General features: G+C 45.8%; 8 protein-coding genes. 3 read left to right on the plus strand and 5 right to left on the minus strand.

Going from position 1 to position 13,467, the window contains the following annotated elements:
• The first annotated feature begins 5 nt into the window (after positions 1 to 5).
• Entirely contained in the window at positions 6 to 3,113 is a 3,108-nt protein-coding gene (locus L2713_RS02235; RefSeq protein ID WP_248966734.1) for a tetrathionate reductase subunit A, read from the plus strand.
• A 291-nt stretch (positions 3,114 to 3,404) separates the two neighbouring features.
• A complete protein-coding gene (locus L2713_RS20510) occupies positions 3,405 to 4,703 on the plus strand; it encodes a methyl-accepting chemotaxis protein (RefSeq protein ID WP_315973157.1) in 1,299 nt (432 codons plus the stop codon).
• 368 nt (positions 4,704 to 5,071) lie between these two features.
• Here L2713_RS20510 and L2713_RS02250 read toward each other — a convergent pair whose 3' ends face one another.
• The gene (locus L2713_RS02250) at positions 5,072 to 5,773 is read right to left on the minus strand and encodes a DUF3581 domain-containing protein (RefSeq protein ID WP_248966735.1); all 702 of its coding nucleotides are present in this window, start codon (positions 5,771 to 5,773) and stop codon (positions 5,072 to 5,074) included.
• A gap of 259 nt (positions 5,774 to 6,032) precedes the next feature.
• On the opposite strand from L2713_RS02250, the gene L2713_RS02255 reads away from it, so the two are divergent.
• On the plus strand, positions 6,033 to 8,216 hold the full coding sequence (locus tag L2713_RS02255; RefSeq protein ID WP_248966736.1) for a TonB-dependent receptor family protein: 2,184 nt from the start codon (positions 6,033 to 6,035) through the stop codon (positions 8,214 to 8,216).
• Between the two features lie 68 nt (positions 8,217 to 8,284).
• Here L2713_RS02255 and L2713_RS02260 read toward each other — a convergent pair whose 3' ends face one another.
• The 4 genes from L2713_RS02260 to L2713_RS02275 all read right to left on the minus strand — a co-directional run bounded on the left by L2713_RS02260 (position 8,285) and on the right by L2713_RS02275 (position 13,273).
• Complete coding sequence (locus L2713_RS02260; protein WP_011715813.1) at positions 8,285 to 8,515, minus strand: hypothetical protein; 231 nt, start codon at positions 8,513 to 8,515, stop codon at positions 8,285 to 8,287.
• A 118-nt stretch (positions 8,516 to 8,633) separates the two neighbouring features.
• Positions 8,634 to 9,044, minus strand: coding sequence for a DUF2391 family protein (locus tag L2713_RS02265; RefSeq protein ID WP_011621427.1), 411 nt, complete (start codon positions 9,042 to 9,044; stop codon positions 8,634 to 8,636).
• A gap of 558 nt (positions 9,045 to 9,602) precedes the next feature.
• A complete protein-coding gene (locus tag L2713_RS02270; RefSeq protein ID WP_248966738.1) occupies positions 9,603 to 11,105 on the minus strand; it encodes a restriction endonuclease subunit S domain-containing protein in 1,503 nt (500 codons plus the stop codon).
• 2 nt (positions 11,106 to 11,107) lie between these two features.
• On the minus strand, positions 11,108 to 13,273 hold the full coding sequence (locus tag L2713_RS02275) for an HsdM family class I SAM-dependent methyltransferase (RefSeq protein WP_248966739.1): 2,166 nt from the start codon (positions 13,271 to 13,273) through the stop codon (positions 11,108 to 11,110).
• Between the last annotated feature and the right edge of the window lie 194 nt (positions 13,274 to 13,467).

Below are 13,467 nucleotides of genomic sequence, written 5' to 3' on the forward strand. Positions count from 1 at the left end.
CCGTGATGGATAAGAGTAAACGTCGTTTTATCAAAGGCGCAGCAGTGACGGGTGGCGTGGGATTATTTGCCGCAGGTTACAGCCATACCTTAGCGCAAATGGGCAAAGGCGTGGTGAATGGCAGTTCGGGGAAAACCACCCAAGACCCCATCCATGGCAATTCGCTAGCCCCTGAATATAAAGTGGATTTAACCTCAGGCCAGCTGATTGGCAACGATGAACAACGCATCGCCAATACCATGTGTCTCGGCTGCTGGACCAAGTGTGGTGTGCGTGCCCGTATCGACAATAAGACAGATAAGATCCTCCGCATCAGCGGTAATCCCTATCATCCACTCTCGGCGCGGGAACATATTGACTTCGATACGCCGATCAAAACCGCCTTTGTGGGCTTGAGTGCTTATCAAGAGCAAGGCTTACAGGGGCGCTCTACTGCCTGCGCCCGTGGCAATGCCATGTTAGAACAACTAGATAGCCCGTATCGCGTCACCCAATGCCTTAAACGGGTCGGGCCGCGCGGCAGTGGTCAATGGCAAAGCATCAGTTTCGAGCAGCTGCTGACCGAGGTCGTCGATGGCGGTGACTTATTTGGCGAAGGCCAAGTCGAAGGCTTAAGAGCCATCCGCGATATCAGTACGCCACTCGATGCCAATAATCCTGAATATGGCCCCAAGGCCAACCAATTATTGGTGTCGAACGCTTCGGATGAGGGCCGAGATGTCATCATTAAACGCTTTACCTTCAATAGTTTCGGTACACGAAATTTTGCCAACCACGGCGCCTATTGCGGCTTTACCTATCGCGCAGGTGCGGGTGCCCTGCTCGACGATTTAAAAAAGTACGCTCATCTTAAGCCCGATTGGGACAATAGCGAGTTTCTGCTGTTTATCGGCACCTCGCCGCAGCAGTCCGGCAATCCTTTTAAACGCCAAGCACGGCAGTTAGCCAACGCTCGGGTCGATGGGCGAGAATTCAGTTATGTGGTGGTGTCGCCCATGCTGCCCAACACCTCGAACCAGCCCTGCGCGGGTAACAATACTTGGCTGCCCATTCGCCCCGCAACCGACTCCGCCCTCGCCATGGGCATGCTGCGCTGGATTATCGATAACCAACGCTACGCCAGTGCATTTTTAACCGCGCCCAATGCCGAGGCGGCGAAAGCTGCGGGTTATCGCGGCTTTAGTAATGCCAGCTTCTTAATCATCAGCACGCCAAATCACCCCAGATACGGCCAATATTTGTATGCCAGTGATCTCGGCTTGCCCTTCGAAGGTAAAGCCTACGGCGAGCAGGATTCACCACTGGTTGTCGATGCCGCTACTGGGCAGCTCCTACCCGCCGGACAATGCGCCAAAGCGCAACTTGAGGTTGAGCAAATCGTGAATACGCCAAAGGGCGAGCTGAGGGTGAAATCGAGTTTTCAGCAGCTCAGTGAAGCCGCGCGCAGCGTCGAGATGGCGGACTACGCCAAGGAGTGCGATATCAGCGAGGCGCAAATTGCCGCCCTCGCCCACAAATTCACAGATCACGGCACTAAGGCGGCGGTGATTTCCCACGGCGGTACCATGAGTGCTAACGGTTTTTACAGTGCATGGGCGATCATGATGCTTAACGCCATGATTGGTAACCTAAATCTTAAGGGCGGCGCTATGGCTAAGGGCGGCACCTTCCCCGCCTTTGGAGCTGGCCCAAGGTACAATTTGCAGGAGTTTGACGGCAGAGTCGAACCTAAGGGCGTATTCCTTTCCCGCTCTAAGTTCCCCTACGAGAAAACCTCTGAATACCGCCGTAAAGTCGATGCGGGTGAGTCGCCCTATCCGTCGAAGGAGCCTTGGTTCCCTATCTCATCGCCCCTGCTCGGTGAGCATTTAACTGCGGCGGTGCATGGTTATCCCTATCGACTCAAGGCGTGGATCAACCATATGGGTAATCCGATTTATGGTCAGGCGGGACTCGGCGAAGCCATTGGTGCACAATTAAAAGATCCTAAAGTATTACCGCTATTTATCAGCATCGACAGCTTTATCAATGAGACTTCGGCGCTGTCGGACTACATAGTGCCCGACACTTTAACCTATGAATCTTGGGGCTGGAGCGCCGCGTGGCACGGCACGCTCACCAAAGAAGCCTCCGGACGCTGGCCGATTGTCGAGCCGAGGGTCGCCAAAACTGCCGACGGCGATGTGATTTGTATGGAATCCTTCCTGAGCCAAGTGGCGATAAAACTTAATCTTCCCGGCTTTGGCGCCAATGCGGTCAAGGCCGCCGATGGCAGTTTGCATCCCCTGAGCCGCGCGGCCGACTTCTCGCTCTACGGCGCGGCAAACGTGGCTTACCTTGGTAAACCCGTTGCCGATATCAATGCCGAAGATATGTACTTCAGTGGTGTTGGGCGCATTCAAGCGGAACTCAATGCCAGACTCAAACCCGAAGAGGTCAAAAAAGTCAGTTACTTATTTGCCCGTGGCGGCCGCTTTGAGAATATCAGCGCTGGTCGCGACGAGGCGGGCAACCCCAGCAAAGTTTGGCCAAAACCCTTAATGCTGTGGAACCCTGAGGTCGGCAGTCGGCGCAATAGCTTGAGCGGCGAATATATGAGCGGCTGTCCACGGCGTTATCACCCTGCGCTCGCCAACGGCACGCCCTTGGAGCAAGCGTTCGATAAGTCACAGTGGCCGCTGCTGATCAGCAGTTATAAGTCGCATACCATGAGTTCGATGAGCATAGGTTCGGATCGTTTACGCCAAGTGCACCCCAATAATCCGGTGCGCATCAATGAGCAAACTGCCGCACGTTTTGGCATCAAGACCGGAGATACGGTCAAGATCAGTACGCCAAATGGCAGTGTGGTGGCCTTGGTGGAATGTGTGGCGGGCGTGCATCCCGACTGCATTGCCATCGAGCACGGATATGGTCATAAGGAGTTAGGCGCGCGGGATATAGTCATCGATGATAAAAAGATTGCCGCCAATCCGCTGATCCGCGTCGGGGTCAATATGAACGACTTGAATCTGTTCGACCCAAGCCGCCATGGGCGCTATCCACTGGTGGACTGGGCCAGTGGCGCATCGGCGCGGCAAGGACTGCCCGCCAAGATAGAAAAAATCGCTTAACCTAGGCTCACCATCCAAGGCGCTTGCAGCGGCGCCTTGGATAAATAACCCGCCTTTGAAGCACGACACATGCCGCTCTTTTTTATCCTCAGTGTGATCTTATTTTGACGATAATTGGTATCTATCTCACAGCATTAAGTTTCGTTGAAATACCTCTTACGAGTAAAATCATGGCTATAGTTACACAATATTGCACTATGCCGAACGCTAAGAGCCTAATGCTCTGTGCCTAATGCTCAGCTTAGGCTCTCAACGCCGTCTTTGAGTTAACCCACTCATCAGGAGTATTCAGTGTTTAATTCTTCACTACGTAAAGACCTCGCAGAAAGCGAAACCAAACGCAGGGAAGCCGAGGCCGTTGTCGATTCAATCAAGGCGAGTATCGCGACGATTGAGTTTACCCCAGATGGCATCATCCTCGATGCCAATCCCCTGTTTTTGAAGGCCGTAGGCTACTCACTGGATGAGATTGTCGGTAAACACCACAAATTATTTTGCGCCGCAGACTATGTAAATACCTCTGAGTATCAACAGTTTTGGCGCGAATTAAAGCAAGGACAGGCGAAGGAAGGCAAATTCCCCCGCGTACACAAGAATGGTCAAGAGATCTGGCTCAGGGCGACCTATTTCCCCATCAAGCTGGATGGCAAAATCACTAAAATCATGAAAACTGCGGCGGTGATCACCGAGGATAAATACCAGCTAGATGCTCAGGCGGCGTTGTTTGCCGCCCTGCAAAAATCTCAGGCGATTATCGAGTTCAGCCCCGAGGGTAATATCCTCAATGCCAATGCTAACTTCCTCAGAACCATGGGGTATAGCAAGGAGCAACTCCAAGGCAAGCATCACCGCCTATTCTGCTTCGATAACTTCTATCAGGATAATCCCCATTTTTGGGATGACCTGCGACGCGGGCAATACAAGAAAGGCCTATTCCAACGTAAAAATGCCTACGGGGATTCGATTTGGCTTGAGGCCGTTTACAACCCTGTGATGGATGATCACGGCAAAGTGGTAAAGGTAATCAAGTTTGCCAGTGACATTACCCAGAGGATTATCAAGAGCCATGCGATTCGGGATGCGGCCAATATCGCCCATGCCACCTCGCAGAGCACGGTGGAACAGGCTAACCGCGGCGTGCAATTGCTCGACGCGACGGTAAACACCTCAAACGCAATTGCGGCGCAGACCCATAAGACCACAGAGTCTATGTTGAAACTCAACGAGCAATCCCAAAGTATTCAAGCAATTGTGGCAACAATCAGTGCGATTGCCGATCAAACCAATCTACTGGCCCTCAACGCCGCCATTGAAGCTGCCCGCGCGGGCGAGCAAGGCCGAGGCTTTGCCGTGGTGGCCGATGAGGTGCGCCAATTAGCGGCAAGAACCAGTAAATCGACTGGCGAAATCGCCGCTGTGGTCGATAAGAACAGCCAACTGACGGCCAGTGCCACCAGCATGATGAATGAGGTTGAGCGCATCGCCGAGGAAGGCAAACAGCAATTAGCAGAAGTCACCGCCGTGATGGGCGATATTCGCACTGGCGCGGAGAATGTCGCCGAGACAGTCTCGCAACTTTCTATTGATTAACCCATTTTGGCCAAGCGTTAAGGGATAAACGTGATGCTTAACCTAAAGGCTAAATTGCATGGCTCAGCTAATTAAGTGAAGTGGGAAAACGGCTGGAAAGCGAGGTTAGCAGGCTTCAGCGGCAAGAATGAGCAAGCTTAAGCGATTAGAAAGTTAAGTTAGCAAGCTTCAGTGGTTAGACAGTTAAGTTGTAGAGCCAGCTAAACCCTTGGGATAACAGGCCTTAAAGCAGTTGTTAATCAAAGTGGTTTGAATGGAGTCTTAGCCGTTATCGGCGCCTTGGTTTTCCCTCGGCGCCACACTGACCAAATCACTCAGGTTTTACTCGAAATAGTTCTGACTCGAAACATGTCGACTCAAAATACCGCTTAAAAATCGGTTTTGCGCCCTTCATAGGCGGCGCACATTTGTTGCATTTGCGCCTCTTCGTAGGGGCGCAGGCCACTCATGACTAAGGTTTTAATCCCTGTGCCAACGAGGGTATCGCCGCTATGCAGCTCAAAGTGCAGCGTCACATCGCCACGCTTACCATCAATTTTAAGCTCTTGTTGTACAAGCGATAACTTCACTTCCACAAAGTCGAGGCTGGTTAAGTCGAATGACATGCTCTCGTAGATCACTAAGGGACGCTCGGGGTTAATCATCACTTGATGCTGTGTCATCAAAGGCACCAATATATCGATAAAATTGTGTCCCGAAAACGCCACATAGTTGCGAATAAAGGATTCGGTTTGCGCGTCGCAGCGACTCACCTCGCCCTGACGACTCACCTGCAAATAGGTTTTCTCGCGGTTATCGCAGATTGCAAAACTGTCGCTCACCTGCTCGGGAAATTGCAGCTCGACGCCATCACCGACCATGCCAGCAAAGGTAAACTTCATGTTCTGGCTTAAACCGTACTGGGTTAAGACGAGGGCAAACAGCAAGTCGCCGGGCACACAAAAGCGCTTAGCACCCACATCGTGGATAGGGTTAAAGTCTTGGGCGATTTTCTTGGCGAAGTCACTGGCTTGTTGTGCAGAAACAGAAATTGATTGATTTTGCTTAGAAAAATACGGCGATAGGAACATATAAACTCGATCTTAACTGGCTCAATATTGGGCGAATAACAAAGGTGCAACGAGTCTACCTCAGTTTCGGCATTTCACTCACCCGATGACTTATCCTCTTAGGGTAACGAACAAAGTAACATTTGACTTACATTTGTAAAGATAAAGAATTTTAAGTTGGTTTTAAGTTAATAAAACTAAGCTCCGCGGCCGCAAACGAGAACAATTCCTGTTTGCAAAAAAAATAAAGACAAGCACCATGTCCGATTCGGAGAGCCCAATGACCCAACTTAGCCCAATGCGCCTTAGCCTATTAGCCTGCGCATTAACTACCGCCTTCAATGCCCAAGCCAATTCGCCCAGCCAAGCCCCCGCAAAAATAGAACAGATCAGTATTTTCGGTAGTAAAAATCCCCTCGATACCACCCCAGGTAGCGCCCATCAAATTACCGAAGCCGAATTAGAAACCTTTAAATATTCCGATATTATGCGCACCTTGGCTTCTGTGCCCGGCGTTTATATTCAAGAAGAAGATGGTTATGGCCTGCGCCCGAACATTGGTATGCGTGGCACGGGGCAAAATCGTTCTGAAAAGATTACCGTGATGGAAGATGGTGTTCTCGCCGCTCCCGCCCCCTATGCCTCCCCAGCGGCTTACTACTTCCCCACCTCAGGCAGAATGCAATCGGTTGAAATCCTTAAGGGAAGCTCAACGGTAAAATATGGCCCCCGCACCACAGGTGGGGTGATTAACATGCTGTCTCGGCAAATTCCTCAAGAGGCATTAGCCGGCAAAATTGATCTTGCCTTAGGCCAAGATGGCTTCGGTAAATTACACACCTATGCAGGTGGACAAGGCGAACGCATTGGCGCTGTGGCCGAGATTTATCGCTATCAAGCCGACGGATTTAGGGAGATAAACACGGTCGGCGGCGACACTGGCTTTACTAAAAATGATGCCTTAGCCAAGGTTAGAGTGAACACCGACAGCACGGCCGCATATCAGCAATCCCTTGAACTCAAATTGAAATTTGCCGATGAGACCTCTAACGAAACCTATATGGGTCTAACCGATGCGGATTATCAGGCCTCGCCCTATAGTCGCTATTCAGCCTCGCAAAAAGATCAGATGACCACAGAGCATAAGCAAGTGCAGCTCAACCATATAATCGATTTCAGCGACACACTAAGCCTTAGCAGCATTGGCTATTACAATGATTTTCATCGAAATTGGTATAAGGCCGACAAGGTTGGTGGCGAGTCATTAAGTGGCACAGGGATCCAAAATGCTGCCGACTTTGATGCGGGTCTGCTCTCTGAGCTTGAGGTCAATGTCAAAGCCAATAATCGCAGTTACCTCGCCCAAGGGATACAAACGGAACTCAATTGGTTACTCGGGGATCACGACCTCGCCTTTGGTCTTCGCTACCATGAAGATGAAATGGACAGATACCAATGGGCCGACAGTTATGCAATGGACGCCAACAGTGTCATGTTACGCACTAAGAGTGGTGTCCCGGGCACCGACTCTAACCGTGTCGATAGCGCCACGGCATTTGCGGCCTATGTGCAGGATAAAATCAGCCTAGACGCGCTCACCATTACCGCTGGCCTGCGCTGGGAAGATGTCGAAACCCAACGCCGCGATTGGGGTAAGAAGAATCCGGGTCGCGAGGGGAATCCCGATAAACAGGTTGAAAGCCAGTTCAATGCACTGCTGCCTTCGTTATCAGCAACTTACCAGATTAATGAGCAAGTATTACTTCTGGCTGGGGTACAAAAAGGCTTCTCGCCCGCCGCACCCGGCAATGCTAAAGGGCAAGAAGAACAAAGCTGGAACTATGAGGCTGGCGTTCGCTACCATCAAGATGCATTTAATGCAGAGTTAATCGGTTTCTATAGCGATTACAGTAACATGCACGGCAACTGCACGGCGGCGCAGGGTTGTGATGACACTAAACTCGACAATCAGTACAACGCAGGCGAAGTAGAAGTCAAAGGCCTCGAACTCAGCCTCGCCCACGAGTTTAATCGAGCCGGGGCGATGAGTTTTCCAGTCAAACTCGCTTACACCTACACGGATGCCGAGTTTGGCAATAGTTTCGAATCTGAGTTTGAAACTTGGGATAAGGTTGAAGCGGGTTACAAATTAACCTATCTACCTGAAAACCAATTGTATATTTCAGCAGGTGTGCAATCGCAACACTGGCAAATCACAGTGGCGGCACGTTATACCGATGAGATGCGAACAAAAGCAGGTGCAGGCCCCATTCCCGCAGATGAAGTGATTGAGGCCAAAACCTTAGTGGACTTGTCGGCGCGTTACTTTGTCACCCACAGTCAGGAAGTGTACTTAACCGTAGACAACCTCTTAGATGAAACCTATATGACGACGCGAGTACACGGCTCTATTTTTGCCGGAAAACCTCAAACGGTCACACTCGGTTACAGCTATAAATTTTAATCCCTCGTAAAACGAACAAGGGCAAACCCAGTTTGCCCTTGTAAATCATCGGTCTGCAATCACTGCGACTAAACTCGCTTAAATTCGCGCTTTAACTGAAAACTCTCGTCGGTCACCAGCTGTTCTAACACCTCTACCCGCTCGCGCAGTTTATCAAGCTCAATGCGTAACAGTTGGTTTTCGGCCTGAAGCTTAGTACTGACCGAATTGCCGCGCTCGCGGATCTTCATAATCGCGACTGTATATCCGCCGACAATGGCAAAAATAGGGATAAGTAATGCAAGCGTTGCTGCGTTCATAACGGGTCCTTTTCGAATTTATCTCTTAATCCAGTATGTGCAACATAACCTAAATGCACCAGTGACAAAAGTCATCAGTTGTCACCAAGCAGTTGAGCGGCTCTTTATCAAGTCCACGCTATTCCTTATCGAAACTATCAACCACAATCGCCCCCATAGAAGCGGGCATAGTAATCACGATAATCCGCTTAATGGAGGTCAGAGGATCATCAATAAAGGGCAGCTTATCGAGGCAAAGGAGCACCAAACTCACCACACAGGCGCTAATCAGATAGGCCATAACAATCCGAAAAATAAATACCGGTAGGCGGTGACGAATGTTTTGTTGGAACACACTCTGGTAAGTAAATACCCCAAGGAACAGCAGTGACAGACTCAATAACATCAGCAGATTCAGTAGCGGCAAGGTCTCCCCGAGTTGCCATGCCTCCTCCGAAAAACCAATAGGCACGGCGAGCGCAAAGGCGCCGACGCAGACTTGAATCGCATCTTCGGTATTAAAACGGTAGGTATCAAAGTTAAAGCTCATCTCGCCTCCCTGTGATTTCACGGCACATCATCGCCGCACATCGAATAAGCAAATCATAACCCGTAAAATATCACCCATTGTTGCTACTTTGGCTGCGTTTTTAATGCGTCGGATAGTATCTTAAAGGCTACGATAGCATGGCTGCCAGAAGCAGCCTTGAGGTGGACTGTCGTCTCGCTAATCACCATGGTTCTCCTGTTTAGCATCGATGTCGCCTGTTTGTTTTGAAGGAAGATGAGTAACTTGTTTGGGGACAAAAGCGATTAATCTATTTATCTATTTATCTATTTATGGAGTTTATTGCCATTGTTTCCCCAGTGACTCGCCGTGAATATATCCCTATAGGCTCGACGGCGACATCCATGTCGCCAACGGTCACTGGTGCCCCAATGCCAATTTTTACTACCCATTTTCGATACGTACGTAAAAAGAAAAGGGACAAAAGCGTGTTAGATCCCCAACTCTAATTTTTGAGTTTCGGATTAAAAATTCTATGGGTTTAACGACAAAATCAGCGGCGCGGCATTTTGCGTCCGCTGTATTTTTTTATTAGGCATTTTATTTAAAACCGATATAAACTTCTCTGTCGTTTGCTATGTCGTCAATCGCTTTGTTTAGTATTTCTTTTAATTGTTTGGCTGTCTTGTCCAACTCATAAATTCCTGCCGTTTCATTGAAAGCATTGTCTTGCTCTAAAAAGTTGTCCAATGTGAATGTTTCTGCTTGGTAATTGCTGTTTGGGTTGTGATAAAGCAATGAAATCTCGTCTTGTTTCTTTTTGTCAAATTTTGGGAATGGAATTAAGTCCCAATACTTTTGAGCCAAACTCCCGCCATTTCCGCCAACCGCATAAAGGTCAATTAGCCCTTTACTTCTAAAATAATCTAAGCAACACTTTGCAAAGATTGCTTTATTCACGTTGTGTTCTTCTTGTTGAATTGTTATACCGTGAATATTTGTAATTACTCTGTCTTGTTCTTCAATAATTACGATTGACCTACCTTTTTCAAAACCTTCTGCACCAAAAATTAAATCTCCTTTTTTCAGTGTCTTTAATGAATTAGGGTTTCCTAAATATTCTATTTTGTCAACAGTTCCATATTTTGAAAGAAACTTTGGTAACATCAAAGTGTAGAATCTGTTGTATTTCTTTTTACTGTAAACACTGTCACCAATATTTGACACTTGTAAGTTTTGTCCACGTGAAAGCGAAAAACCTAATTCCTGTATGGTCTGAAATCCGTTTGTGTAGTTCTCTATTTGAAAAACAATTTTCTTGAAATGTTCACGATAGAGGTTTGTATCTAATCTCCCAATATTTTCAATTTCATTTATATTAGGCAATTCAAACTTAAACTTGTTTGACTTTTGATTAGATAAAAGTTCTTGTTCTATGAGATTTAAAATGTTCTCGAACCTATTCTTGATAAGTTGTTCTTTGTTGATTATAGCTTGTGTTAGCATCTCAACAAATTTGATTGTGTTATCTGAATTGTGATTTGGCATTGGAATTTTACAATCCAAGAACAATGTTTTTGCGTGTCTAATTGTCGCCCCTTTGGGAACCATAAAGTCTAACTGCTCCCGAAAAACATTGTGTTTGATAAAAGCCAACAAATAGTATTTCTTTTCTGAAACTGGCAATTTGTATAAAGCACCTGAAAGCATATAGTTTGGATAATCTTTATCCAAAATCACGATTTCTCCAATATTGCTGTCTTTGGAAATAATCAAATCGCCTTTTTTCAAATTCATTTTCACAAAGCAATTTGGCATTATTGGTAATGCTGTTTCGCTTGCTATTTCTGGTGAAAATGTATGCTGCTTAAGTGCTTTTGTCCTTAAAAAATAATGAGTTGATTTTCCTATATAATTCAATGAGCCTACTTCTACGCCTAAATCTTTACGTTGTAAAGGCCTGACAAGAAAATCCCTTACATAAAGGAAGTTTTGGTTTGGCATTACCAAATCCATATACTGCGAAGAAGAAAGCGTAAAGTCTTTCTCTACAATATGAGAAAACGAAATTGCGGTTGGTGTTCTAACGTAACTATTGCTCATACTTACTTCGCCTTAATAAAAATATCCTGTAATTGTTTTTCTTGGCTTAAACACCATTTTTTAAAGTCTGCAACGGTTTCTGTAAATTCCTCATCAAGTAAAGCTCGTCCGTCTTTGTCAATCTCAATTTCAAAGTTCTCGTAATTGATTTTATAGTTTGGTGAGAAGAATTTTACTCGTTTGCTGGTCTTTACTTCATATCCAACTTTTTCAATGCCTTTGAAAAATACTTGATAATTCTGCTCTTTCAGTTTTGCTAATTCTTTTTCATTTGGCTTATAGGCAACAATGATTGAAGTGTTTACACCTGTCTCTGCAAATACATTAGCTGGCAAGTCAAAAATGGCAACAATTCGCATTTTGTCCATTAACCATTTACGGGCAATTTTATGAGTGTCAATACTGGCAATTGAGTTGGATAAAACAATTCCCATCCTTCCGTTTTCTTTCAAAATACGGTAAGCATTTTCAAGGAATACTACACCTAAATCTATTTTGCTCGCTTGCTTTTCGGCTTTCTTCTTTTTGCCTGTTGGTTGCTCTTCGCCTTTGTTGCTATACAAGTGCCAAAGCTCGTAGCATTGTATCATTTCCAAATCTTTGTCGTCTTTCGGCACAAATGCACGGTCTTCGCCAAATGGTGGATTGGTTAAAACTACATCAAATTTTTTAAGTTGGTTATCATCTGGTCTGTCGTCCCAATTCCCTTTTTGGTTCATTGACGGCACAAGGTCGAGAATGTCACCTTTGTGGTCAAACTTAGAAAGTAAAGAGCCGTAACCCGATTTTGCTTTTATTTTGGCGTTTCCGTCTCCGTTCAAAAGCATATTCAAGGTTGCAAGCATGACCATTTGGTCGTCAATGTCCATTCCGAAAATGTTGTTGTCGTCCAACTTGCTATTTGAGTTCACGTAGGAGACGGAAAGAAAATCGGCAATTCCTACGGTTGGGTCAATTATGGTTTCACCATTTCTCGGATTTACAATGTTTACCAAAAAGTCAATCAATGGAAGTGGTGTAACAAATTGAGCATTTTGATCTTTTGAAAATGGTGTTGCAAACTTATAAAATACCAACTGGTAAAGGTCGGTTTTATGTGAGCGCACAAAAGAGTAATCTTGAAATTGATAAACTACTTCAATTAAAACTTTGATATGATTTTCGTTTTTTACGTTTAGTGGATTGTCTTTTAATATTCGATAGTAAGTTCCTGCTGCTTCATCTCTTAACGCATTAAAACGCTTGATAAATTCTTGAAGTGTTTTATCTGCAAGAGTTTTGAAATTTTTTTCTTCGTCTGTAATGTAAAAGTCTAAAAAACGCTTTGGCGTTTTTTCATTTCTTTTTTCATCATAAATTTTCAGTGAAAGAATTTGGATAAGAATTTCAAATCCTTTTTGGTTAACCATTCCAACTTTATCCATTGTCCGCAAAATGCTACTCATAGCATCATTGATTTGCGTTGAATGAACTCCTGAAATAATATCTAAGTCGGTGATTGCTCTTTTTGAGCGGTCAATTGCAAAGGTTTCTGTCCACTCTAATAAGTCTTCAAAAGTTGGAAGATTTATGTAGGGGTCGGGAAGGTGTAAGGCAAGTTCTTTGGTTTTGCTTTCTTCTCCTTTGGTGTTAAACTCTTCGCTGTATCGTAAAAATTTATTGTTGTGCTTTCGGAATAAATAAAGTCTTTCGGTGTCATACAAAACAGCCAAACAAAAAGGTCTGCGACTTTCGTTTAGATATGCTTTGAGTTGTTTGTCCCAAACATCAGCAACATTTTTGTTGTCTTCTTTTTTAAATTCAAGTGCAACAATCAAATGTTCACGAAGCCACTCTAAACTCTCATTGTTTCCGTTTTCGTGATAGTCTTTGTATTTGTCAAACCAAGTAATGTCGTCAAAAATTGCTCCGTCAAGTTTGAGCGGTGCAGAAGATTTGTTGCCTTTCGGAAATTGAACTTCTGTCCCGATATAATCTTTGGCAAAAAGACCTGATTGCACAATAGAATACAGGAATTGCCACTTGTAATATTGTTCGTTAGGTTGTCCGTTCTTCTTTTTGAAATTGCTCTTTCGTCCAAAAGTCAAATGCTCTGGTAAGAAACAGTCGTATTCTGTTGCCGTTCCGTATTTATTGTCAAACTCGTGTTTTGCTTCTGTAAATGTCATTTTTATCTACTTCTATATGGATGTATGTTTTGCCTAACATCTATGGACACCCCATTTTTTGCAAGAAAAATCAACCGATAACGAATGTGGTTTTGCAGCCATCTATTCGGATTCCTTGTAAGAGACTCGCTCTTGATCCCCGATGAACTTCGCTGACTTGGCTCTAATCATTTTATCGTTTTCTAAGAAACGAT

The sequence above is a fragment of the Shewanella seohaensis genome, assembly GCF_023283775.1.
Classification (GTDB): Bacteria; Pseudomonadota; Gammaproteobacteria; order Enterobacterales; family Shewanellaceae; genus Shewanella; species Shewanella seohaensis.

What these genes read in the sequence shown, in the direction of transcription:
- L2713_RS02235 (WP_248966734.1), top strand. Translation starts at nt 6, where the DNA reads ATGGATAAGAGTAAACGTCGTTTTATCAAAGGCGCAGCAGTGACGGGT.
- L2713_RS02250 (WP_248966735.1), bottom strand. Translation starts at nt 5,773, where the DNA reads ATGTTCCTATCGCCGTATTTTTCTAAGCAAAATCAATCAATTTCTGTT.
- L2713_RS02255 (WP_248966736.1), top strand. Translation starts at nt 6,033, where the DNA reads ATGACCCAACTTAGCCCAATGCGCCTTAGCCTATTAGCCTGCGCATTA.
- L2713_RS02260 (WP_011715813.1), bottom strand. Translation starts at nt 8,515, where the DNA reads ATGAACGCAGCAACGCTTGCATTACTTATCCCTATTTTTGCCATTGTC.
- L2713_RS02265 (WP_011621427.1), bottom strand. Translation starts at nt 9,044, where the DNA reads ATGAGCTTTAACTTTGATACCTACCGTTTTAATACCGAAGATGCGATT.
- L2713_RS02270 (WP_248966738.1), bottom strand. Translation starts at nt 11,105, where the DNA reads ATGAGCAATAGTTACGTTAGAACACCAACCGCAATTTCGTTTTCTCAT.
- L2713_RS02275 (WP_248966739.1), bottom strand. Translation starts at nt 13,273, where the DNA reads ATGACATTTACAGAAGCAAAACACGAGTTTGACAATAAATACGGAACG.